At 69.6% G+C, this 22655-nt stretch carries 18 protein-coding genes; 15 read left to right on the top strand and 3 right to left on the bottom strand.

Going from position 1 to position 22655, the window contains the following annotated elements; all coding sequences use genetic code 11:
* Nucleotides 1–2: 2 nt before the first annotated feature.
* Entirely contained in the window at nucleotides 3–3359 is a 3357-nt protein-coding gene (locus ACFVJS_RS10150; protein ID WP_378879066.1) for an ATP-binding protein, read from the top strand.
* 10 nt (nucleotides 3360–3369) lie between these two features.
* Here the strand turns inward: ACFVJS_RS10150 and ACFVJS_RS10145 are convergent, their stop codons facing one another.
* On the bottom strand, nucleotides 3370–4491 hold the full coding sequence (locus ACFVJS_RS10145; protein WP_378879039.1) for a calcium:proton antiporter: 1122 nt from the start codon (nucleotides 4489–4491) through the stop codon (nucleotides 3370–3372).
* Between the two features lie 133 nt (nucleotides 4492–4624).
* On the opposite strand from ACFVJS_RS10145, the gene ACFVJS_RS10140 reads away from it, so the two are divergent.
* From ACFVJS_RS10140 to ACFVJS_RS10130, 3 genes are all read left to right on the top strand, one after another.
* Nucleotides 4625–6349: a gamma-glutamyltransferase family protein gene (locus tag ACFVJS_RS10140; RefSeq protein ID WP_378879065.1), complete on the top strand. Its 1725-nt coding sequence runs from the start codon at nucleotides 4625–4627 to the stop codon at nucleotides 6347–6349.
* A gap of 348 nt (nucleotides 6350–6697) precedes the next feature.
* The gene (locus ACFVJS_RS10135; RefSeq protein WP_378879036.1) at nucleotides 6698–7993 is read left to right on the top strand and encodes a DUF222 domain-containing protein; all 1296 of its coding nucleotides are present in this window, start codon (nucleotides 6698–6700) and stop codon (nucleotides 7991–7993) included.
* A gap of 224 nt (nucleotides 7994–8217) precedes the next feature.
* Nucleotides 8218–9105, top strand: a complete 888-nt coding sequence (locus ACFVJS_RS10130) for a bile acid:sodium symporter family protein (RefSeq protein WP_378879033.1) — start codon at nucleotides 8218–8220, stop codon at nucleotides 9103–9105.
* A 9-nt stretch (nucleotides 9106–9114) separates the two neighbouring features.
* On the opposite strand, the gene ACFVJS_RS10125 is transcribed toward ACFVJS_RS10130, so the two are convergent.
* Complete coding sequence (locus ACFVJS_RS10125; protein ID WP_378879031.1) at nucleotides 9115–10611, bottom strand: MFS transporter; 1497 nt, start codon at nucleotides 10609–10611, stop codon at nucleotides 9115–9117.
* Nucleotides 10612–10894: 283 nt separating this feature from the next.
* Here ACFVJS_RS10125 and ACFVJS_RS10120 point away from each other — a divergent pair, with 283 nt between their 5' ends.
* From ACFVJS_RS10120 to ACFVJS_RS10075, 10 genes are read left to right on the top strand one after another with little or no spacing between them, the layout of a single operon-like run.
* Nucleotides 10895–11860: an ABC transporter ATP-binding protein gene (locus tag ACFVJS_RS10120; protein WP_378879028.1), complete on the top strand. Its 966-nt coding sequence runs from the start codon at nucleotides 10895–10897 to the stop codon at nucleotides 11858–11860.
* Nucleotides 11857–12858 carry an ABC transporter ATP-binding protein gene (locus tag ACFVJS_RS10115; protein ID WP_378879026.1) on the top strand — a complete coding sequence of 334 codons (1002 nt, stop codon included), beginning with the start codon at nucleotides 11857–11859 and terminating at the stop codon, nucleotides 12856–12858. The genes ACFVJS_RS10120 and ACFVJS_RS10115 overlap by 4 nt, the downstream gene beginning before the upstream one ends.
* A 4-nt stretch (nucleotides 12859–12862) precedes the next feature.
* Nucleotides 12863–13825, top strand: coding sequence for an ABC transporter permease (locus ACFVJS_RS10110; protein WP_378879023.1), 963 nt, complete (start codon nucleotides 12863–12865; stop codon nucleotides 13823–13825).
* Nucleotides 13822–14709, top strand: a complete 888-nt coding sequence (locus tag ACFVJS_RS10105) for an ABC transporter permease (RefSeq protein WP_378879021.1) — start codon at nucleotides 13822–13824, stop codon at nucleotides 14707–14709. The genes ACFVJS_RS10110 and ACFVJS_RS10105 overlap by 4 nt, the downstream gene beginning before the upstream one ends.
* 25 nt (nucleotides 14710–14734) lie before the next feature.
* Complete coding sequence (locus tag ACFVJS_RS10100) at nucleotides 14735–16375, top strand: ABC transporter substrate-binding protein (protein ID WP_378879018.1); 1641 nt, start codon at nucleotides 14735–14737, stop codon at nucleotides 16373–16375.
* Nucleotides 16372–17238 carry an MBL fold metallo-hydrolase gene (locus tag ACFVJS_RS10095; protein ID WP_378879015.1) on the top strand — a complete coding sequence of 289 codons (867 nt, stop codon included), beginning with the start codon at nucleotides 16372–16374 and terminating at the stop codon, nucleotides 17236–17238. Before ACFVJS_RS10100 ends, ACFVJS_RS10095 begins: the two co-directional genes overlap by 4 nt.
* The gene (locus ACFVJS_RS10090) at nucleotides 17235–17663 is read left to right on the top strand and encodes a Zn-ribbon domain-containing OB-fold protein (protein WP_378879013.1); all 429 of its coding nucleotides are present in this window, start codon (nucleotides 17235–17237) and stop codon (nucleotides 17661–17663) included. The genes ACFVJS_RS10095 and ACFVJS_RS10090 overlap by 4 nt, the downstream gene beginning before the upstream one ends.
* Complete coding sequence (locus tag ACFVJS_RS10085; protein WP_378879010.1) at nucleotides 17660–18802, top strand: thiolase; 1143 nt, start codon at nucleotides 17660–17662, stop codon at nucleotides 18800–18802. Before ACFVJS_RS10090 ends, ACFVJS_RS10085 begins: the two co-directional genes overlap by 4 nt.
* Nucleotides 18803–18838: 36 nt before the next feature.
* Complete coding sequence (locus ACFVJS_RS10080; RefSeq protein WP_378879009.1) at nucleotides 18839–19753, top strand: SDR family oxidoreductase; 915 nt, start codon at nucleotides 18839–18841, stop codon at nucleotides 19751–19753.
* The gene (locus ACFVJS_RS10075; protein ID WP_378879006.1) at nucleotides 19750–20607 is read left to right on the top strand and encodes a MaoC/PaaZ C-terminal domain-containing protein; all 858 of its coding nucleotides are present in this window, start codon (nucleotides 19750–19752) and stop codon (nucleotides 20605–20607) included. Before ACFVJS_RS10080 ends, ACFVJS_RS10075 begins: the two co-directional genes overlap by 4 nt.
* 26 nt (nucleotides 20608–20633) lie before the next feature.
* Here the strand turns inward: ACFVJS_RS10075 and ACFVJS_RS10070 are convergent, their stop codons facing one another.
* The gene (locus ACFVJS_RS10070) at nucleotides 20634–21278 is read right to left on the bottom strand and encodes a TetR/AcrR family transcriptional regulator (RefSeq protein WP_378879003.1); all 645 of its coding nucleotides are present in this window, start codon (nucleotides 21276–21278) and stop codon (nucleotides 20634–20636) included.
* A 141-nt stretch (nucleotides 21279–21419) separates the two neighbouring features.
* Here ACFVJS_RS10070 and ACFVJS_RS10065 point away from each other — a divergent pair, with 141 nt between their 5' ends.
* Entirely contained in the window at nucleotides 21420–22592 is a 1173-nt protein-coding gene (locus ACFVJS_RS10065) for an acyl-CoA dehydrogenase family protein (RefSeq protein WP_378878999.1), read from the top strand.
* Nucleotides 22593–22655: the final 63 nt, after the last annotated feature.

Below are 22655 nucleotides of genomic sequence, written 5' to 3'. Positions count from 1 at the left end.
ACATGATCGACAGCCTCTTCGGCCTTATCCCCGCCCGCTCGACCGGCCGGCAGTGGGTGGCCAGCGAGCTGCAGCTGGTCAACTGGGGCGGCTACGACGGCGCCCACCGGGTGCGCTTCTCGCCGACGGCCACCCTGCTCACCGGTGGCTCCGGATCGGGCAAGTCGACACTGATGGACGCCTACATCGCACTGATCATGCCCCACACGACGCCCTTCAACGGCGCCTCCAACGGCGGTGTCGTGGGGAGGCCCAGGGGTCAGGACCAGCGCAACATCCTCTCCTACGCGCGCGGGAAGATCGACGAGGCGAAGACCGCCGACGGCACCAAGATCCGGGTGCTGCGCGGCGACGGCCGCGACACCTGGTCGGCGATCGCGATGACCTGGACCGACCAGACCGGCGCCCGTTTCACCGCGGTCCGTGCCTGGTACGTCCCCGCCTCCGCCAAGAACCTCGACGACGTGACCAAGCTCCGTGCCGTGGCCGAGGCAGGCTTCGACGTACGCGATCTGGAGCCGGTCGCGGCCCACCGGTTCAGTCGCGCGGCGGTTGCCGAGACCGGGCTGACCCCGATCGACACCGACCGCGACTTCACCGCGCGGATCCACTCCGCGCTCGGGATCGGTGCCGCCGGCGACGGCGAGAAGGCGGTCAATCTGCTGGGTCGGATCCAGGCCGGGCAGCAGATCACCACGGTCGACGACCTCTACAAGAAGATGGTGCTCGAGGAGCCCGAGACCCTCGCCACCGCCGACGGCGTGGTCGCCCACTTCGACGAGCTCTCCGCGACCCGCGACCGGATGGTCACCGCGCAGCAGCAGGTGCGGGCGCTCGCGCCGATCCGCGAGCTCCGGGGCGCCATCGAGGACGCCGCCGCCAGGTTGGAGGTCATCGACGGGATCGGTGCCTTCGGCGATGAGGCGACCCCCGCCGGGCTGTGGCGGGCAGGCAAGCGGGTCGACCTGCTCAGTGAGCTCGAGGCCGACCTCAGCTCCCGCAGGAGCGTCGCGGAGAAGGCGGTCGCCGAGAAGCAGGCGCTCATCGACGCCGCCGAGTCCGAGCGCGACGGCCTCGCGGTCACGGTCGCGGCCTCCGGCGGCCGCCGTCTCGAGGAGGCGACCCGCGAGATCAAGGCGGCCGAGAGCCGGGTCGATCAGGTACGCCGCGCCCGCGAGGCCCTCGAGGCCGAGCTCGACGTCCTCGGCGCCACGGTGACGACGCCGGCCGAGCTCGAGACCCTCCAGACGACCGCGCGCGAGGCCCTGGTCGACGACGACGCCCGCACCACCGCCCTCAACGTCTACGCCGCCGCGCGCTCCGCCGAGGCGCAAGCGAACACGGCGGTCGGCCGGCTCGAGGACGAGCTCGCCGATGCCGAGAAGACGAAGAACAACATCCCCGAGCCGCTGCGTGCGGCCCGGGCAGTGCTCGCCGAGGCGGCCGGGCTGAGCCCGGCGGAGATGCCGTTCGTGGGTGAGCTGGTCGAGGTGCGCACCGAGCACGAGGCGTGGCGTGAGGCGTTCAACCTGGCGCTCGGTGGGTTCGCGACCACCATGCTCGTCGACGCCGCTCACGTCGGCGCCTTCCGGGCCGCGATCGACTCGGTGCGGCAGCGCACGCGGATCCGCTACGAGGCCGTCCACACCGGCATGCAGGACACCACGATCCTCGACGAGGGCACCCTTCCGGGGCGCCTGGACTACCGCCGCGGCGTGTTCACCGGCTGGCTCAAGAAGCGGCTGACCGAACGACACGGCTACGTCTGCGTGCAGACGCCCGCGCTGCTCGGCCAGCACCGGATGGCGCTGACCGTCACCGGCCAGGTCTCTCAGGGGACGCGCGGTGCTCACGGTGGCCACGGCGCCGGCAACGTGCTGGGCTTCACCAACACCCGCCGCGTCGCCGAGCTCACCGAGCTCCTCGCAACAGCCCGCCAGGAGGCGGAGAAGGCGAGGACGGCGGTCCTGGAGGCCGAGCGGGCCATCAAGGAGCTCGACCTGCGGCGTACGTCCTTCAAGGCGGTCTCCGCGCTCACCTGGGACCAGGTCGACATCGCCGGAGCCACGGCCGAGCGCGACAGGTGGGCCGCGGTGATCGAGGAGGTCACCGCCGACAACCCCGAGATCGCGACGCTCCAGCAGCGGCTGAAGGAGGCTCGGGCCAAGGTCGACTCGCTGCGCGAGGGGATCGGTGCCGCCAAGAGCACCTTCAAGGACCTCGACGAGCGGTGGAGCGACGTCGTCGAGCAGGTCGACCGAGCCAAGGACGCGCTGGAGGACGCCGCCGCCTCGGGCACGGAGGTCGCCCCTGCCCAGGCCGACTATCTCGAGCAGCTCTGCAAGGCCGCAGGCGGCGAGGAGGCGGGCCGCCGCGAGGACGCGCTCGCCGAGCTCGACGCGGTCTTCGCCCGCGCGGGGGAGAGCCTCGACGCCGACCGTGCCGGTGCCCAGGAGACGATCGGCGCGGCTCGCGCGCAGCTGCGTCAGACGTTCGAGGCCTTCCTCGAGCGCTGGCCCAATCCCAACCTCCACACCGACCCCGACGCCTCCTACGCCGACTTCGACCGGCTCCTCGACGAGCTGCAGACCAGCGGTCTGCACGAGCTCGAGGTCGAGTGGCGCGACTCGCTGCTCAACCTGTCGGGCAACGACCTCACCAACCTCGACTCGACCCTGTCACGGGCGGTGCGCGAGATCCGCGACCGGATCGACCCGATCAACCAGATCCTGGCCGAGCTGCCGTTCAACGACGACGCCCACCGGCTGCGGATCGACACCCAGGAGGGCCAGTCGGCCGTACGCGGTCGCTTCCGCCGCGAGCTGCGCGCCGTGCGCGACCTCATCGAGAAGGCGACGACCAACGAGGCCCGGGAGCAGGCCTACACCCGGATGTCGCGGCTGATCGACCGGATGCGTCGCACCGCACCCGACTTCGCCGACCTGATCGACGTACGCAACCACGTCCGCGTCAGCGCCGAGAAGGTCACCGCCGACACCGGTGAGCACGTCGCCCTCTACGACCACATCGGCGAGAAGTCCGGTGGCGAGTCGCAGGAGCTGGTGGCCTTCATCGTCGGTGCCGCGCTGCGCTACCAGCTCGGCGACGCCGGCGCCGAGCGCCCGCGCTACGCCCCGGTCTTCCTCGACGAGGCGCTGATCAAGGCAGACGCGCGCTTCACCGGCCGTGCCATCGGCGCCTGGCGGGGCCTCGGGTTCCAGCTCATCATCGGTGCGCCGAACGACAAGCACAGCGCCATCGAGCCGCACGTCGACGTGCAGTACACGGTGCTCAAGGACGCCGAGGGCCACTCGTTCCCGAAGCTCGAGGTGGGGCTCGAGGAGATCCCGGCGGGGTGAGCGGTGCCGGCTACGGCTGCATCGAGAGGAACAGGAACGCGGCCAGCAGGACCAGATGGACGAACCCCTGAAGTGCGTAGACCCGGCCCTGGACCACGGTCAGGCCGGTGACGAAGACGGTGATGACCAGCAGCACGATCTGGGTCGGCTCGAGGCCGAGCACGAGCGGGCCGCTGAGCCAGATCATCGCGACCGCGATGGTCGGGATGGTGAGACCGATCGAGGCCATCGCGGAGCCGTAGGCGAGGTTGAGACTGGTCTGCACCCGGTCGCGGGAGGCGTTGCGGACCGCGGCGATGGACTCCGGGGCCAGGACGAGGAGGGCGATCACGACGCCCACCACGGCGTAGGGGAAGCCGAGGCTCTTGACCGTGCTCTCGATCGTGGGGGAGAGCACCTTCGCCAGGCCGACCACGGAGACGAGGGAGACCAGGAGCAGGGCCAGGCTGAGGGCTGCCTCGCCCGCCGACGGCGGGTCGGCGTGTCCGTCCTCGTCGAGGTCGACGAGCCCGGTCATCCGGCCGTGCTCGTCGCTGGTGACCGGGAGGAAGAAGTCGCGGTGGCGGACCGTCTGGGTGAAGAGGAAGGCGACGTAGAGCGCCAGTGACGCGATGGCGGCGAAGGCGAGCTGCGAGGGTGAGTACTGCGGCCCTTGGGCGGACGTCGTGAACCTCGGCAGCACCAGGGTGAGCCCGGCCAGGGCGATGACGGTGGCGACCGCCGAGCCGGTGCCGGCGGCGTTGAAGCTGACCAGGCCGTGCTTGAGGGCGCCGACCAGCAGCGCGAGCCCGACGATCCCGTTGAGGGTGATCATCACCGCGGCGAAGACGGTGTCGCGCGCGTAGGTGCTGGTGTTGTCGCCTCCACTGGTCATCAGCATCACGATCAACCCGACCTCGATCACGGTCACGGCGATCGCCAGGATCAGCGAGCCGAACGGCTCGCCGACCTTGTGGGCGACGACCTCGGCGTGGTGGACCGAGCTCAGCACCGCACCGATCAGCACCGCGGCCACCACGGCGAGGATGCTCCAGTGGTCGTGGCGGAGCCACGCGAACACCAGCACCGCCAGGGCGAGGATCGGCACGACGACTGACCACTGCAGGCGGCCCCGGACCGCTGGCGCACTCATGAGGCGACCTTATCCCGGCCCCGGGCCGCCGTCCGGATGCTCGACACACGCTCGTAGCCTGTGGGCCGTGTCCTCCACCTACACCCCTCCAGCCGAGTTCAAGACCCGTCCCGACCTGCTGGGGAGGTTCGGCATGGTCGGTTCCACCCACTGGCTCGCCAGCGGTGCGGCCCAGGCGGTCCTCGAGCGCGGTGGCAACGCGTTCGACGCGGTGGTGGCAGGTGGGTTCGTCCTGCACGTGGTCGAGCCCCACCTCAACGGGCCGGGCGGCGACCTGGTCGGGATCTTCGCACCAGCGGGCGGCGAGGCGACGGTGCTGATGGGCCAGGGGCCGGCGCCCGCGGGGGCCTCCGCCGAGCACATGCGCGCCGAGGGCCTCGATCTGGTCCCAGGGTCGGGAGCGCTGGCCGCCGCCGTGCCGGGCGCGGTGGAGGCGTGGCTGATGCTGCTGCGTGACCACGGCACCTGGGAGCTGGGCGAGGTGCTCGCCTACGCCATCGACTACGCCCGCAACGGCCACCCGATCCTGGGCCGGGCGGTCTCCACGATCGCGACGGTGGCCGACCTGTTCCGTGACCACTGGCCCACCTCGGCCGCCCACTGGCTCGTCGACGGTCAGCCACCCGAGCCCGACACCATGGTCCGCAACGAGGCCTACGCTGCCGTGCTGGACCGTCTCGTCGCCGCCGGCGACGGCGCCGCGACCCGCGAGGAGCGGATCGACGCCGCCCGTGCCGCCTGGGGGAGCGGGTTCGTCGCGGAGGCGATCGAGCGGTTCGTACGCACGCCGCACCGCCACTCTTCCGGAACCGATCATTCCGGGGTGATCACGGCGGCTGACATGGCCGGGTTCTCGGCTGCGTACGAGAAGCCGGTGACGACCGAGTTCCGCGGCCACACGATCGCGAAGGCGGGGCCGTGGACGCAGGGACCCGTGCTGCTGCAGACCCTCAACCTGCTCGAACCGCTCGAGGACGCCCTGCTCGACCCAAGCAACCCCGCCGGCGCCCACACGATCCTGGAGGCGACCAAGCTCGCCTTCGCCGACCGCGACGCCCACTACGGCGACGGCGCCGACCCGGAGGTGATCGCGACCCTCCTCTCCAAGGAGTACGCCGCCACCCGCCGCCCCCTGATCGCCGATGTCGCCTCCGCCGAGGTGAGGCCCGGGCTGGGCGCGACGGCCTTCCCTCCGCTGCGCGAGAGCTACGACCCGGCGGCCGCCGCGTCGGGCGTGGGGGAGCCGACCGTGTCGCGTGACGGCGAGACCCGTGGCGACACCTGCCACATCGATGTCGTCGACCGCTGGGGCAACATGATCGCCGTGACTCCCTCGGGCGGGTGGCTGCAGTCCTCGCCCACGATCCCCGAGCTCGGCTTCTGTCTCGGCACCCGGCTGCAGATGACCTGGCTGGAGCCGGGGCTGCCCTCGACGCTCACCCCCGGGCGGCGACCGCGTACGACCCTCACCCCGACGCTCGTTCTCCGCGACGGCCGGGCTGTCGCCGCCGTCGGTTCGCCGGGTGGTGATCAGCAGGACCAGTGGCAGCTGCTCTACCTGCTGCGCACTCTCGTCGGCGGCTACTCGCCCCAGCAGGCCATCGACGCGCCCGCGCTCCACTCGACGTCGTTCCCGGGTTCGTTCTGGCCTCGCACCTGGGTTCCCGGCGGCGCGGTGCTCGAGGATCGGCTCGGTGCTCTCGTTGTCGATGATCTGCGGCGTCGTGGGCATGCTGTGACGCTGAGTGGCGACTGGTCTCTGGGGAGGCTCTCTGCGGTTACTCGGGATCCTGAGACCGGCATGCTCTCTGCTGCTGCTAATCCTCGGGGGGCGCAGGGGTATGCGGTCGGGAGGTAGGTCAGTTCCTGCTGGTCGAGACACGGTGCGCCGGTGGTCGAGCTTGTCGAGACCACCCTCGAGGAAACCTCGCTTGGCGACTGTTCTTTCGTTTCAGGGTTCGCCGCCGACTCGATCTCTAGTGTTTCTCGATCGCGCCCCGCGTCAAGGACGCCCTTCGGGCGCCGCTTCGCGGTGGCCTGCGGCCATCCTTGACCCGGCAGCCGATCGAGAAAGATTTCGCCTGTATCGGGGCGGCGGCGAGAGAGTGGCGCAGCACTCATGTGACTTGTTCGCTGACTGCATATCCTGGGTCTGACCAGCACAAATGGCTTTCCTTGTGGTGATCGATCGCATATAATAAGACGCATGTACGAGACCATCGACCGCCTCCTCGACGGGCCACCTCCCGGTGCGTCCGAGACCGAGCTGGTCGACTGGATCGCCCGACTCGAAGCAGTCAAGTGTCGCGCGGAGGCGGTACAGGCCGAGGCTTCGGTACGTCTCGAGGAAGCTGCTCGGGCACGGCAGGCCGAGGCTGGGGTGCCTGCCCGGAAGCTGGGTGAAGGGGTCGCGTCACAGGTCGCGTTGGCGCGCCGGGTCTCACCCGCTCGGGGTGCGAAGCTGCTCGGGTTGGCGAAGATCCTCCTCGCCGAGATGCCGCACACCTTCGCCCTGATGAAGGCCGGGCTGTTCTCCCAGTGGCAGGCCACCATCCTGGCCCGGGAGACCGCCTGCCTCACCCTCGACGACCGTCGCGTCATCGACCACGAACTCTGTGCCCCGGGACCGGGCGGGCAGCCCGCCAAGGCCGTGTTGATGGGGCTGCGCCAACTCGAGAACGCCGCCAAGAAGCTCGCCATCACCCTCGACCAGGAATCCGTCGTCAACCGCGCCGCCAACGCAGCCAAGGACCGGCGGGTCGGCCTGCGGCCGGCACCGGACACGATGACCTGGCTCGGTGCCCTGTTGCCGGTCAAGGACGGCGTCGCGGTGTTCGCGGCCCTGGATCAGGCTGCCAACGCTGCCCGCGCGGCTGGTGATGAGCGGTCCCGGGGTCAGGTCATGGCCGACACCCTCGTCGACCGGGTCACCGGCCGCAGCAGCGCCGGAGCGAAGCCGCGGATCGAGGTCAAGGTCGTGATGACCGCCGACTCGCTCGCCAATGACAGTGACCAGCCGGCGATGGTCGAGGGCTACGGGCCTGTCCCCGCAGCCTGGGCGCGAGAGGCGCTGACCGACGGCGAGATCTTCGTCCGGCGCCTGTTCACCGACCCCGCCGGCCAGTTGGTCGCCATGGAATCACGCTCCCGGAAAGCACCCGACGGTCTGGCCGAGTTCATCACCACCCGCGACGGCGGTGTCTGCCGCACCGTCGGCTGTGATGCCTCGATCCGCAACATCGACCACATCCAACGCCACACAGACGGCGGCGCCACCAACGCCGCGAACCTCCAAGGGTTGTGCGAACGCTGCAACCAAGCCAAGGAAGCGATCGGGTGGCAGGCAAGACCAGGACCCGACGGCAGCATCGTCACCATCACTCCCACCGGCCACACCTACACCAGCCCACCACCCGACACCTGGCGACCGGACCCACCACCCCTGTCGCAGGCAGAGCTCACGCTGCGCGACCTACTCCTCGACCATCGCCTCGCGGCCTGATCCAGACGAGCTGCGCGCCGACCTCGGCGAGGTCGCCGACAACCTCGTCTGAGCCCGGCGATGCTCACGGTCACGTCCACTGCCGCGAGCCGATGAGACGTCACGCGGCAGCAGACGAGCATTTTGTGCGGATAAGGCTGTGGCCAAGCCCCTGCTCGTGATGCACTGTGACGCACGTCTCTTTGGCCGATCGTGGCGGCCGTCCCGCACATCGGAGGAACACAGTGAACGACTCGGTCCTGCTCTCGGTCGGCCTCCCGATCGCACTGGCGATCATCATGTTCGGTCTGGGACTGAGCCTGACGCCGGGAGACTTCCGTCGGGTCGTACGCACCCCGCGAGCGGTCTTCGTCGCGCTCACGCTCCAGATCCTGGTGCTGCCGGCGATCGCTTTCGCGCTGGTCCTGGTCGCGGACGTGGACCCGCTGATCGCCGTCGGCGTCATGCTGCTGGCCGCCTCCCCCGGCGGGACGACGGCCAACCTGTTCAGCCACCTGTTCCGCGGCGACGTCGCCCTCAACGTCACCCTCACGGCGGTCAACTCCGTGCTCGCGGCGGTCTCGATCCCACTGATCACGAACGCAGCGATCGGCTACTTCGACGCCGGCGACACCCTGGGCCTGCAGTTCGGCAAGGTCGTCCAGGTCATCGCGATCGTGCTGGTTCCGGTGGGGATCGGGATGCTGGTGCGGCAGCGGTCCGCCACGTTCGCCGCCCGGGCGGACCGTCCGGTCCGGATCTTCTCGATCGTGGTGCTGGTCATGGTCTCGGTCGGCGCGATCCTCGGGGAGCGGGAGAACCTCGCCGACTATCTCCGCGAGATCGGCGTGGTCGTGACGCTGTTCTGCTGCGCCAGCCTCTGCCTGGGCTACCTCGGCGCCCGGGTGTTCCGGCTCGGCGAGAAGCAGGCGATCGCCACCTCGATGGAGGTGGGCATCCACAACACCACCATCGCCCTCACCATCGCGCTCAGCGTGCTCGACAACACCACCGTGGCCATCCCGGCCGCGGTCTACAGCATCGTGATGTACGTCCTCGCGACCGCCTTCGGCTTCCTCATCACCCGCTCGCGAGCGATCCGGCCGGCCGAGCCTCACGACGTCACGACGTGAGCAAAGGGGCTACTCGAGCATCTCCTTGGGCAGCCCGACCTCTCGACATCGCGCGAGTGAAGCCTGGGGCCTGCCTCGAGGCTCGTCATCGGCATCGACGCGACGCGGGAACGAATACCAGGCACCGACCGCACCGAGGGCGAGCAGGAAGAGGCAGACCAGGGTGAAGGCCGCGTTGACCTCCCCGACGCCATCAGCCGGAACCCTCGCAGCGAGCACCGCGTCGCCGAGCCCGGGCGGCAGAAGTGCCGTCAGCAGCGTCAGCGCGATGGCGAGACTGATGACGTTGCCGGTGTTCTGCAGCATCAGGCGGGTGGCGTTGACGACGCCGAGCGCCTCCTCCGGCGCTCGCTCGAGAAGGACGGTCGCGTTGGTCCCGATGAACAGTCCGGTCGCCAGACCGACGATCGCGAGCGTCGCCATCACCAGCCAGATCATCTCGAGATGGATCGCCAGCGCCACCAGCGCGACGCCGCAGGTGCCGACCACAGACCCACCCGACATGATCTGGTGCGGCGTCCAGCGGCGCGAGAGCCAGCCCAAGGTGAGGGAGCCGAGGATCATCCCGACCGGCATCGGCAGCAGCATCATCCCGGCCGTCCCCGGCGCGACACCGACGACGCTCTGGAAGTAGAGGCTGGCCAGGACGACCAGCGGGAATCGTCCGGCGCCCGTGAAGAAGCCCGCGACGAACAGCTTCCCGACACGGCGCAGCACGGCAACGTCCACCACCGGCGCCGCCGCATGCCGTTCGACGAGGAGAAGCACCGGCACCAGGAACAGCGCCCCGAGAATGCATCCGACCACCAGCGGATGGAGCCAGCCGAGGTCGGTCAGCGACGTGATCCCGAGCGTCAGCATGACGACACCGACCATGATCACCAGGTTGCCGGGCAGGTCGAGCCCGACAGTGCGCCGGCCCGATCCGGTACGCGGGAGCAGCATCTGCCCTGCCGCGAGTGCGACCAGGCAGACCGGCACGTTGAACCAGAAGACCCACTGCCAGCCGATGTGGTCGACGATCAGCCCGCCGAGCGTCGGTCCGACCAGACTGGCGGTGGGGAACGAGGCGGCGTACAGGCCCATCGCGCCTCCCAGGGACGAGCGCGGGAATGCCTGATGGATGAGCGTGGCGCCGTTGCCGATGAGCACCGCGCCACCGATGGCGGCGATCACCCGGAGCCCGATGAGCACCTCGACGTTCGGCGCGAATCCGGCGAGAAGGCTCGCCAAGGAGAAGAGAACCAGCCCGCCCAGATACAGCGAGCGCTGCCCCCAGGCATCGCTGAGCCGTCCGAACAGGAGCAGGCAGGCGGTGTTCGCGACCATGTAGGAGAGCAGGAGCCAGCTCCCCTCGACCGAGCTCGCCCCGAACTCCCTCGTCAACGTCGGCAGCGCGACGTTGAGCGAGCTCGCGTTGAGCGCCATCACCGCGCTGACCAGGCAGACGACGACGAGAGTGGAACGCGCCGCGGCCGTCGCTCCGGTCGGTTCTGACCCGCTCATGCCACCTCCTGCGCCGCCCGACACGGCGCCACCTGCGTCGTACGCAACGGCACGACCCCGCACCGAACGGGGCGTCATGAGAAGAAAGTCCGATATCCGGATTGTGACTCTTGACACACCCGTTTGGCGACCCAATGATGAATCTCATCCTAGAGCGTGATTCTAGATTGAGCCACCAACATCGGCGACCGATCCCCGGTCGCGGACATGAACGGGAGGGTCCGATATGAGAGCACCAGCTGGGTCCGCGAGTGAGCCTCTTCTGCGCATCGAGGACCTCCATGTGGAGTTTCGGACCGGCGGCGGAACGGTCGAGGCACTCAACGCCGTCGACCTGTGGATCGACGCGGGCGAGACCGTCGCGGTCGTCGGCGAGTCCGGGTCCGGCAAGAGCGTCACGGCCCTCGCCGTGCTCGGCCTGCTGGGCAACGGCCGGGTCAGCGGCGGCCGGATCACCTGGGACGGCAACGACATCACCGGCGCCGACAACCACCGCATGCGCGCGGTCCGGGGCAAGGACATCTCGGTGATCTTCCAGGACCCGATGACCTCTCTCGACCCCCTCTTCACGATCGGGCACCAGCTGGTCGAGGCCTACCGGATCCACCACGACGTCTCCAAGCGGAAGGCACGCGAGCGCGCGGTGGAGCTGCTGGACCTCGTCGGCATCCCCGAGCCGGCGACCAAGTTCAAGGCCTACCCGCACCAGCTCTCGGGCGGCCAGCGGCAGCGGGTCATGATCGCCGGCGCACTCGCCTGCGACCCGCGCCTGCTGATCGCCGACGAACCGACCACTGCGCTCGACGTCACCGTCGAGGCCCAGGTGCTCGCGCTCATCCGCGACCTCCAGGACCGGACGGGGGTCGGGCTGATGCTGATCACCCACGACATGGGTGTCGTCGCCGAGATGGCCGACCGGGTCGTCGTCTTCTACGCCGGCCAAGTGGTCGAGACGGGCACCGCCGACGAGATCCTCGACCGGCCGCAGCACCCCTACACCCGGGCCCTGCTCGACGCGATCCCACGCCGCGACACCCCGCGCGACCAGGAGATGCCGGCGATCCCGGGCGCCGTCCCCGCTCTCAACGAGATGCCGAGCGGCTGCCGCTTCGTCACCCGCTGCTCCGAGGCCGCTCCCGAGTGCGAGGTGTTCCAGCCGCTGCGCGACATCTCCGGACGACAGGTCCGCTGCTGGCGTCCGGACGAGGAGCCCGGCGTCCTCGCACCGATGGCGGAGGTGGCCCGATGATCGTCCCCGGCGCCGCTTCCCTCGTGGAAGCACGCGATCTGGTCAAGCACTTCGGCGACGGGAAGGGCCTCTTCACCTCCAACCGCCCACCCGTACGCGCCGTGGACGGCGTGTCCCTGACCATCAGGCGCGGCGAGACGCTCGGTCTGGTCGGCGAGTCGGGCTCCGGCAAGTCGACGCTCGGGCGCCTCATCCTTCGCCTGATCGAGCCGACCAGCGGCTCGGTCACCTTCGACGGCCAAGACATCGCCCAGCTATCCAAGAGCAGTCTGACCCAGCTCCGCAAACGCATGCAGCTCGTCTTCCAGGACCCGGTGAGCTCGTTCAACCCACGGATGACCATCGCGCAGGTGCTGACCGAGCCGATGGTCGTGCACGGGATGGGCGACCGGGCCGGCCGGCTCGAGCGCGCAAAGGAGCTGCTGGACCTGGTCGGCCTTCCCTCCTTCGCCCTCGAGCGCTACCCGCACCAGTTCTCCGGTGGCCAGGCGCAGCGCATCGGGATCGCCCGGGCGCTGGCGACCGACCCCGACCTCATCGTCTGCGACGAGGCGGTCAGCGCCCTCGACGTCTCCGTCCAGGCGCAGGTGCTCAACCTGCTCAAGGAGGTCCAGCGCGAGCTCGGGCTCTCCTATCTCTTCATCGCGCACGACCTCAACGTGGTGCGCTACATCTCCGACCGTGTCTGCGTGATGTACCTCGGCAGGCTCGCCGAGGTCGCACCCGCCGACGACATCAGCGAGCGACCGCGGCATCCCTACTCACAGGCTCTGATGGCGTCGATCCCCTCCCCCGACGCCCATCACCAGCTGCGTACGCCGCTGGCCGGTGAGATCCCCAGCCCCCGGCGTCCCCCGTCGGGCTGCCGGTTCCACCCGCGCTGCGCCCAACGCATCGACGGCTGCGACCGCGACGAGCCGGAGCTGCTGACCATCGACGGGCGGGGCGACGGGCTCAGCGTCGCCTGCCACCTCTTCGACCCCACTGCCGCGAGGTGATCGCATGCTTCTCTACGCCGGACGACGCCTGACCTATGGCCTGCTGGTGCTCGCGCTGGTCGCGACCCTGGTCTTCCTCATCATCCGACTGATCCCGGGCGACGCCGTACGCCTCCAGCTGGCCGACGCTCCCGGGGTCACCCAGGCCCAGATCGACCAGCGCACCGCGGAGCTCGGTCTGGACAAGCCGATCCTGACCCAGTTCGGCCACTTCGTGAGCGGGCTGGCCCAGGGCGACCTAGGCGACTCGTTCGACGACGACCGTCCCGTCACGACCAAGATCCTCGAGCGCCTTCCCGCCACTCTCGAGCTCGGTCTGCTCGCCATCCTCTTCGGCATCCTGCTCGGAGTGCCGTTCGGCATGCTCTCGGCGATCCGGCACCACAGCGTCGTCGACAACGTCATGCGCTTCCTGGCGGTGATCGGGATGTCGCTGCCGAACTTCTGGCTCGCGCTCCTGCTGATCACCTTCCTGGCCCTCTGGTTCGGCTGGTCCCCACCGCTCGTCTACGCCTCGCCTGCCGAGAGCCTCGGGCAGAACCTCATCCACATGCTGCTCCCCGCGATCGCCCTGGGCGCCGCGACGATGGCGAGCATCGCCCGGATGCTCCGGTCCTCGCTGCTGGAGGTGCTGGGCTCCAACTTCATCCGCACCATCCGCTCCCGCGGCGCCTCCGAGCGGGTGGTCGTGCTCAAGCACGCCGGCCGTAGCTCCCTGATCCCCGTCTTCACCGTGCTCGGCCTGCAGGTCGGCCACATCCTCGGCGGCACCGTCATCCTCGAGCGGATCTTCGCCATTCCCGGGATGGGCTCGCTGATCTTCGAGGCGGTCGGGCAGCGCGACTACCCCGTCATCCTCGGCTGCGTCATCTTCTACGGCGCGATCTTCATCCTCGTCAACGTCGTGGTCGACCTCCTGTACGCGGTCATCGACCCCAGGATCCGGTACGAAGGAGCCTCCGCATGAGCATCGCCATCTCCGGCACCGCGCGTGCCGCCCGCCGGCCACGCCCCCGCCATGGCCTGGTCCGGTTCACCACCGAACAGCCCCTGGGCGCCATCGCGCTCTTCCTGATCACGCTCTTCGTCGTGGTCGCCGTCCTCGCCCCCTGGATCGCGCCGTACGACCCGCTCGCCCAGGACCGGGTCAACATCCTGACCTCCCCGGGCGTCGGCGGTCATCCAGCCGGCACCGACGAGCTGGGCCGGGACGTCCTGAGCCGCTCCCTCTACGGCGCCCGCACCTCTCTGCTGATCGCGGTCGCGACCCTGGCCCTCGGCGGCGCGATCGGCCTGGTCATCGGCGTCGTCTCCGGCTACTTCGGCGGCACCTGGGTCGACTCCGTCCTGCAGCGGGTCATGGACGCGCTGATGGCGATCCCGTCGATCGTGCTGCTGCTGTTCGTGGCCGCCCTGCTCGGTCCCAGCGTCCGCAACACCGTGATCGCGCTGAGCCTGCTGGTGATCCCGTCGATCAACCGTGTCGCCCGCGGCGAGATGCTCCGCATCCGGGAGGAGCCGTACGTCGAGGCAGCACGCTCGGTCGGATGCAGCACCCCGCGCATCCTGATCCGCTACGGCCTGCCCAACCTGATGGCCCCGCTGTTCGTGATGGGCTCCCTGCTCTTCGCGGTCATCCTCATCGCCGAGTCGGCACTCAGCTTCCTCGGCATCGGCACCCCGCCGCCGACGCCCTCGTGGGGCCGGATGCTGAGCGAGGGCCGCAGCCAGCTCGAGATCGCCCCCTGGATGACCGTCGTCCCCGGCCTGATCCTCTCCGTGTCCGTCCTGGCGTTCAACCTCCTCGGCGACGCCATGCGCGACTTCCTCGACCCCAAACAGCGCCGCTAGCCCCATCCCACCCAAGGAGTCCGTGATGTCACATCCCATCTCTCGCCTCAAGAGATCACAGGCCGCCGGCGCGGTCGTGGCCGCCGCCTGCCTCGCCCTGACCAGTGCCTGCGGCACGGGCGCCGCCACCTCCGGGAAAGGCAAGATCGTCGAGGACGCGGGTCCGCCGCAGGACGGCGGCATCCTCCACACGGCTGCCACCGCGGACGCACCTTCGCTGGACATCCAGAAGGAGGCGTCCTACATGACCCATGTCGCGGTCGGCACGGTCTACAGCCGGCTGGTCGCACCGAAGACCGGCAAGGACATCGAGTACGGCTCGAGCGAGCTCGAGGGGGACCTGGCCGAGAAGTGGTCGAAGTCGGAGGACCTGAAGACCTGGACCTTCGACCTCCGCCAGGGCGTGAAGTTCCACGACAAGCCGCCGGTCAACGGCCGCGAGCTCACCTCGGCCGACGTCAAGTGCACGGTCGACCGGATCAAGAGCCTGCCCGGGCACCAGCTCGGTCTGGTCGCCAACGTCGCGAAGCTGGAGACCCCCGACCCGTATACCGTGATCTTCAACCTGATCTCGCCCAACACCGCCTTCGACCAGACGATGGCCAACCCGTTCATGGCGATCCTTCCCTGCGAAGGCACCGCGGGCGAGTTCAACCTGGCCGAGGATGCGATCGGCACCGGTCCGTTCGTCCTGAAGAGCTGGAAGCGCGACCAGGAGCGCGTCATGGAGAAGAACCCCGACTACTTCATCGAGGGTCTCCCCCACCTGGACGGCATCCAGACCACCGTCCTCCCCGACGCCCAGGCCCAGATCGCCGCGCTGCGCAGCGGCAAGCTCGACATGATCTCCTCGCTCTCCACCGAGAAGCGGCAGGTCGACCAGCTCCTCAACCAGATCGACGGGCTGCAGCTGCGTACGGAGAAGGGGATCACCCAGACCCGTGTCTTCATGAACGCGAAGAGCGGGCCGTTCAGCAAGCTCGGCGTCCGTCTCGCGGTCGCGCACGCGATCGACAAGGAGGGGATGATCAAGGCACTTCGCTCGGGCGGGACGCTCACCGGCCCGATCACCCCGACGCTGTTCGGGGCGTTGCCCCAGGACGAGGTCGACGAGCTGTTGAAGTACGACCCTGAGAAGGCCAAGGAGCTGTTGGTGGAGGCCGGCTACCCCAACGGCTTCTCGGCCGAGCTGGTCGCCACCGACGGCTACGGCGAGACGATCCTGCGCGAGGCGCAGTGGATCCAGGAGGACCTCGCCAAGATCGGCATCGAGCTGACCATCGACCAGCAGGACTACGCCACCTACGTCAGCTCGACCTGGCCGGAGACGAAGTACGACATCATGTACGGCCTGCAGACCCCGATGCTCACGGCCGACGAGTACCTCACCTCGGAGTACACCAGCACCGGCACCCGCAACTGGTCCTTGGTCGACGACCCGGAGCTCGACAAGATGATCGCCGCCCAGCGCGTGATCACCGACGAGGCCGAGCGGGAGAAGGCGCTGCAGGACATCGAGCGCTACATCATGGAGAACGTCTCCACCCCGCTGCCGCTGTACGCGTACGACACCCAGACGCTGTACTCGGGCAAGGTCCACGACTACCACCCGCACCCCGACTACTCCTCCCGTGAGCTCCAGAACGTCTGGATGGAGCAGGAGTGAGCGACGGCCCACGCGTGCGGGACGACTCCTGCCGAGTCGACGCGATCTGGGACGTCGGCGGGGTGCCGCCGAGACCTGAGGAGCCGGTGGAGGTCATCCCGGGCGTCCACCTGCTGCTCGCCCCGAACGCCAACCACTGGACGTACGAGGGGACCAACACCTGGATCGTCGTCGGAGATCGTCGGGCCGTGGTCGTCGACCCCGGTCCGACGGACCCCGGCCACCTGGACCGGATCGACGAGGTGGTCCGCGGCGCCGGCGCCCGCGTCGAGACGATCCTGCTCAGCCATCATCACGGCGACCACTCGCAGGCCGCCCACGCCGTGGCCGAGCGGTGGAAGGCGACCATCAGGCCACGGGTCCAGCAGGGGATCATCCCCGACGGGACCCGGTTCGACCTGGGCCGACGGACCGAGATCCGCACCCTCACCACCCCCGGGCACACGGCGGACGGGGTGAGCTTCTCGCTCGGCGAGCGCCGGGTGATGCTCACCGGCGACACCGTGCTGGCCCGGTTCAATCCCTACATCTCGCACCCCGACGGCACCATCGCGGACATCCTCGCCTCGATGGCCCGGATCGCCGACCTGGTCGACGACGACTGGGTCCTGCTCCCGGGGCACGGGCCGGCGGTGCGCGAGCCCACCACGTACCTGCATGCGCGGAGGGCGGACCGGCAGCGCCGGATCGACCAGGTCGCCGGGCTGCTGGCCGACGGCGTCGACCGCGACCAGGTGACCGACCACGTCTACGCCAAGGTCGACGACCAGCGTCGCCCGGCCGCCCGGGCCTCGGTCGAGGCCATCCTCCACTACCTCGACACCCGCGCCGTCCGGATGCGGGAGAAAGGCAGCACCGTATGACCACGATCCCCGAGGTGTCGCCGGAGGCGCGGTTCGCGCCGCGGCCGACACCGGAGACCCAGCCCTACTGGGAGGCCACCGCGGCCGGCCGCCTCGACCTACCGAGGTGCCGCCCCTGCGACCAGGTCTTCTTCTACCCGCGCTCGTCCTGTCCCACGTGCGGTTCCACCGACCTCGAGTGGGTGACCTGCTCGGGCCGCGGCCGGCTGCACACCTACGTCGTGTCCCACCGTCCCGCACCGGGCTTTCCCGTCCCGACCGTGATCGCCGTGGTCGAGCTCGACGAGGGACCCCGGATGATGACCGACATCGTCGACGCGGACCCGGACGCACTCGAGCTCGACATGCCGGTCGAGGTCCGCTTCGAGCAGCGCACCGGCGCCGCGGTGCCCGTGTTCGCCCCGGTGAGGGAGGGCACTCGATGAGCCGCGACGTCGTCATCATGGGTGCCGCCGAGACCGACATCGGCAGGCTCCCCACCACCTCCACCCTCGAGCTGCACGTCGAGGGCGCCCGCCGGGCCCTGGCCGACGCGAACCTGACCAAGGACCAGGTCGACGGCATCGCCTCGGTCTCCGTGCCCGGTCCGATCCAGGTGGCGCACAGCCTCGGGATCACCCCGACCTACATCGACGGCACCGGCGTCGGCGGCTCCTCCTTCCTCTTCCACGTACGCCACGCGACCGCGGCGATCAAGGCGGGCTACGCCGACGTCGTGCTCGTGACCCACGGCGAGTCCGGACGGTCCCGGGTGGGCGCACCGACACATCCCCGCGCCGACGACTCGGTGATGGCGCAGTTCGAGATGCCGTACGGCATCGTCGGCCCGCCGACCAGCTTCACCGTGCCCGCGCGCCGGTTCCTGCACGAGACCGACAACACCATCGAGCATCTCGCCGAGGTCGCGGTCGCCCAGCGCCGTTGGTCCTCCCGCAACCCGCGGGCGATGTTCCGGGAGGAGGTCACCGTCGACGACGTCCTCGGCGCCAAGATGATCGCCGATCCCTTCACCCTGCTGATGTGCTGTCTGGTCACCGACGGCGGTGGCGCGCTGGTCATCGCCTCCCGGGAGTTCGCCGAGGCGCACGGGAGCGACAAGCCGCTGGTGCACATCCTCGGCACCGGCGAGGCCGCGACCACGCCGTTGATCTCGCAGATGGAGGACATGACCCGCTGCAAGCAGTTCACGCTGTCGAGCCAGGCGGCGTTCAAGGAGTCGAGCACGTCGCCGTCCGACATCGACCACCTGATGATCTACGACGCGTTCGCCCACGTCCCGCTCTACGGCCTGGAGGACATGGGCTTCGTCGGCCGCGGGGAGTCGGGCGCCTTCGTCGCCGACGGGCACACCTCCCCCGGCGGCAGGCTGCCGATGAACACCAACGGCGGCGGGATGTCCTACACCCACACCGGCATGTACGGGATGTTCGCGATCCAGGAGTCCGTACGCCAGCTGCGCGGGGAGGCCGCCGCACAGGTCGACGGTGTCGCCACCAGCCTGGTGCTCGGCAACGGCGGCATGTTCATGAGCGCGGCGACCCTGATCCTCGCCAACCAGCGCTGACCCCTCACCCCTACCCACCCAGACAAAGGAGCTGACATGGCGAACACCGACCGCCAGGTAGTCATCATCACGGGAGCCGGCCGAGGTCTCGGTCGCGCCCACGCCCTCGAGTTCGCCCGCCGCGGCGCCGCCGTCGTCGTCAACGACCTCGGCGCCGGGCTGGACGGCACCGGCAAGGCCGACGACCCCGCCCAGCAGGTGGTCGAGGAGGTCGTCGCGGCCGGTGGCGAGGCGATCGCCAACGGCAGCGACATCAGTGATCCCGAAGGTGCGCAGAAGCTGTTCGAGGAGGCCCTCAGCCAGTGGGGCAAGGTCGACGTCCTGGTCAACAACGCCGGCATCCTGCGCGACCGGATGCTCGTCAACATGTCGATCGACGAGTGGGACGCGGTCATCAAGGTGCACCTGCGCGGCACCTTCGCCCCGATGAGCGTGGCTGCCCAACACTGGCGCGAGCTGGCCAAGAAGGGCGAGGACGTCGATGCCCGGATCATCAACACCACCTCGTCCTCGGGCATCTACGGCAACCCGGGCCAGATCAACTACGGCGCCGCCAAGGCGGGCATCGCGGCGATGACGGTCATCGCCGCCCAGGAGCTGCGGCGCTACGGGATCACGGTCAACGCGATCGCCCCGGCGGCACTCACCCGGATGACGGAGAACCTCAACCCCAACAGGCCGCAGGTCGCCGAGGGCGAGTGGAACCCGGGCGCACCGGAGAACGTCTCCCCCGTGGTGGCCTGGCTGGCCTCGCCCGCCGCACGCCACGTGACCGGCCGCGTCTTCAACGTACGCGGCGGGCACGTGAGCGTGGCCGAGGGCTGGGTCGCCGGCCCGACCGAGGAGAAGGACGGTCCGTGGACCGTCGACGAGCTCGACGTCGTGCTTCCCGGCATGATCGCTGAGGCGCGCGCCAACTCGCTCACCAGCGGAAGGACGCCCGAGCGATGAGCCTGGACCCGTCCGTCATCGGCGTACGCTCCGACCCCCAGCCACGCTCCTGGACCAGCGCCGACGCGCTGCTGTACGCGCTCGGCGTGGGGGCGGGACACGACGACCCGCTCGCCGACCTGCGCTACACCAGCGAGCACGGCGACGACACCTGCCCGGTGCAGAAGGTGCTGCCGACCTTCGGTGTGATGGTCACCTGGGGCTCCAGGCGAGGGCGGAAGATGGGCGACTTCAACCCCGCGATGCTGGTCCACGCCGAGCAGGAGGTCGTCCTGCACCGGCCGCTGACCGCCGAGGGGGCCGTCTCGCTCACCTCGCAGGTCACCGGCATGTACGACAAGGGCTCGGGGGCCCTGGTCACGAGCGAGGCCGAGGCGGTCGACCCGGCCACCGGCGAGGCCGTCGTGACCACCCGCAGCTCGGTGTTCATCCGGGGCGAAGGCGGCTTCGGCGGCGATCCCGGGCCGAAGGCCGCCTCACCGATCCCCGAACGTGCCCCCGACGAGGTGGTGACGATGTCCACCTGGCCGGGTCAGGCGCTGCTCTACCGGCTGAGCGGCGACCGCAACCCGTTGCACTCCGACCCCCGCTTCTCCTCCCGAGGCGGCTTCGAGCGTCCGATCCTGCACGGCCTGTGCACCTACGGGGTCACCGGCCGGGCCCTGGTCGGGACCGTCGCCGGGGGCGACGGGGATGCGATGGCGTCGATGAGCGGCCGGTTCTCCTCGCCGGTGCTGCCCGGCGAGAGTCTTCAGGTCGCGATGTGGCGCGTCAAGGACACCGTGACCGCCTTCCAGACCCGAAAGGAGGACGGCACCGTGGTGCTCGACCGCGGACTGGCCACCTGGCGCTGACCTCGGAGGGTCCCCGGGCGCGGGACCTACTCGGACGTCCGCGGCGCGCCCTCGGCGACCTCCCCGTCGAAGAGCCGCTGGGCGAGCGCGATCGCGTGCCGGGCGACCTTCCGCGCCTGGCGCTTGGTCTCGCACGCGGCCGTCATCCGGGCGGCCTCACCGATGAGCGCGGTCAGGATCGCTCCCAGCAGCTGATCCTCGTCACTGCCACCGAGCCCGAGGACCTGCAGATTGCGGCGGATCCATTCGATGTTGCGCCGGCGGCGCATCACCTCGAACCCGGGTGGGCCGTCACCGGCGTAGAAGACCGGGAGCAGCTCGCGGTCCTCCCAGACGGCGTCGAGGTAGGCCAGCGCGCCGGCCTCGAACTGGTCGCGCGGCGAGTTGACCCCGCTCGTGCGCATCTTCGCCACGCTCGCGGCCGCCGCGGCAGCCAGCCGGTCGACGTACTCCTCCCACAGGGCGAGGTAGAGCTGCTCCTTGCCCCCGAAGTGGTGATAGACGCTGCCGACGCTCGAGTCGGCGCGGGCGACGACGTCGGAGACGCTGGCCACGGTGTAGCCCTTCTCGGCGAAGACCGCGCGCGAGGCATCCAGGAGCTGGCGGCGCGTCTCCTCCGTCCTGGCCCAACGACGCCCAGCCGGGCGTTGCGATTCGACCTCTAGCGCCATCGTCCACTCCTCGTCGTCATCCCGGGATCTTCCCACAATATGCGCAATTCCTCTTGACGACGAACCGCTACTGCGTGACCCTTCTCATAGTCCATTCTAGAAAATGATTCTAGAAACTCACTCTAACCGAAGGAGCGGGCAATGATCGACTTCGCGCTGGGAGAAGAGCATCGAGCGGTCAAGGAGGCGGTGCGTCAGTTCATCACCAAGGAGGTGATGCCACTGGAGGACCAGGTCCTCCTCAACGAGCGCAACGGCAGGCCGGCTCTCGAGCCGGGCCAGCTCAAGGACCTGCAGGCAAAGGCCCGCAAGTACGGCTACTGGGGCATCAACACCCCGGAGGAGTACGGCGGCATGGCCGCTGGAGCGCTGATGTCGGCGATCATCGCCGGCGAGTCCGGCCGCACCTTCGTGCCGTTCCGCTTCGGCGGCAGCGCGGACAACATCCTCTACGCCGGCACCGAGGAGCAGAAGCAGGAATACCTCATCCCCACCATCGAGGGTGAGCGTCGCAGCTGCTTCGCCATCACCGAGCCCGGCGCCGGCTCCGACGCCCGCAGCATCCGGACCCGGGCGGTCCGCGACGGGGACGACTGGGTGATCAACGGGGAGAAGATCTTCATCACCAACGGAAACGAGGCCGACTTCGTCATGGTCTTCGCCGTCACCGACCCCGAGAAGGGTGCCGACGGCGGAGTCACCTGCTTCCTGGTCGACCGGGCGATGGGCTGGGAGTCCACCCCCATCCCGACCATGGGCGAGTGGGGTCCGGCGGCACTGAGCTTCCAGGACGTACGCGTCCCGAACGACCACATCCTCGGCGAGGAGGGCAAGGGCTTCGAGCTGGCGATGCAGTGGATCGGCAACGGTCGCTTCATGATCCCGGCCGGGGCCATCGGCGCCGCCGAGCGGATGCTCGAGATGGCGATCGAGCACGCCAACAACCGCCACTCGATGGGCCAGCCGATCGCGAACTACCAGTTCATCCAGGGGCACATCGCCGACAGCGCCGTGGAGCTCGAGGCGGCGCGCTGGCTGACCCTCCACGCCGCATGGCAGGTGGAGAACAAGATGGATGCCCGGCACGCCTCGTCGGTCGCGAAGCTGTACGGCACCAACATGGCCAACCGCGTCGTCGACCGTGTCCTCCAGATCCACGGCGGCATGGGCTACACCAAGGAGCTCCCGCTGGAGCGCTGGTACCGGGAGCTGCGTCTGCTCCGCATCTTCGAGGGAACCGACGAGATCCAGCGGCGTACGATCGCGCGAAACCTCCTCAAGGGCAACGTCAAGGTGGGAGCGTCGTTGGCATGAGCACCCTCGACGCCGATCGTCTGCAGGAGTTCTTCAGCCCGAAGTCGGTCGCCCTGGTCGGGG

This window comes from Nocardioides sp. NPDC057772 (assembly GCF_042798075.1).
Lineage (GTDB): Bacteria > Actinomycetota > Actinomycetes > Propionibacteriales > Nocardioidaceae > Nocardioides.
Note: the sequence above shows the minus strand (reverse complement) of the source record. Positions and strands in the feature narration are given on the sequence as shown.

Excerpts from the sequence above, each read along its gene's own strand:
- ACFVJS_RS10150 (WP_378879066.1), top strand. The coding sequence starts at position 3 with ATGATCGACAGCCTCTTCGGCCTTATCCCCGCCCGCTCGACCGGCCGG.
- ACFVJS_RS10145 (WP_378879039.1), bottom strand. The coding sequence starts at position 4,491 with ATGAGTGCGCCAGCGGTCCGGGGCCGCCTGCAGTGGTCAGTCGTCGTG.
- ACFVJS_RS10140 (WP_378879065.1), top strand. The coding sequence starts at position 4,625 with ATGGTCGGTTCCACCCACTGGCTCGCCAGCGGTGCGGCCCAGGCGGTC.
- ACFVJS_RS10135 (WP_378879036.1), top strand. The coding sequence starts at position 6,698 with ATGTACGAGACCATCGACCGCCTCCTCGACGGGCCACCTCCCGGTGCG.
- ACFVJS_RS10125 (WP_378879031.1), bottom strand. The coding sequence starts at position 10,611 with ATGAGCGGGTCAGAACCGACCGGAGCGACGGCCGCGGCGCGTTCCACT.
- ACFVJS_RS10115 (WP_378879026.1), top strand. The coding sequence starts at position 11,857 with ATGATCGTCCCCGGCGCCGCTTCCCTCGTGGAAGCACGCGATCTGGTC.
- ACFVJS_RS10110 (WP_378879023.1), top strand. The coding sequence starts at position 12,863 with ATGCTTCTCTACGCCGGACGACGCCTGACCTATGGCCTGCTGGTGCTC.
- ACFVJS_RS10105 (WP_378879021.1), top strand. The coding sequence starts at position 13,822 with ATGAGCATCGCCATCTCCGGCACCGCGCGTGCCGCCCGCCGGCCACGC.
- ACFVJS_RS10100 (WP_378879018.1), top strand. The coding sequence starts at position 14,735 with ATGTCACATCCCATCTCTCGCCTCAAGAGATCACAGGCCGCCGGCGCG.
- ACFVJS_RS10090 (WP_378879013.1), top strand. The coding sequence starts at position 17,235 with ATGACCACGATCCCCGAGGTGTCGCCGGAGGCGCGGTTCGCGCCGCGG.
- ACFVJS_RS10085 (WP_378879010.1), top strand. The coding sequence starts at position 17,660 with ATGAGCCGCGACGTCGTCATCATGGGTGCCGCCGAGACCGACATCGGC.
- ACFVJS_RS10080 (WP_378879009.1), top strand. The coding sequence starts at position 18,839 with ATGGCGAACACCGACCGCCAGGTAGTCATCATCACGGGAGCCGGCCGA.
- ACFVJS_RS10075 (WP_378879006.1), top strand. The coding sequence starts at position 19,750 with ATGAGCCTGGACCCGTCCGTCATCGGCGTACGCTCCGACCCCCAGCCA.
- ACFVJS_RS10070 (WP_378879003.1), bottom strand. The coding sequence starts at position 21,278 with ATGGCGCTAGAGGTCGAATCGCAACGCCCGGCTGGGCGTCGTTGGGCC.
- ACFVJS_RS10065 (WP_378878999.1), top strand. The coding sequence starts at position 21,420 with ATGATCGACTTCGCGCTGGGAGAAGAGCATCGAGCGGTCAAGGAGGCG.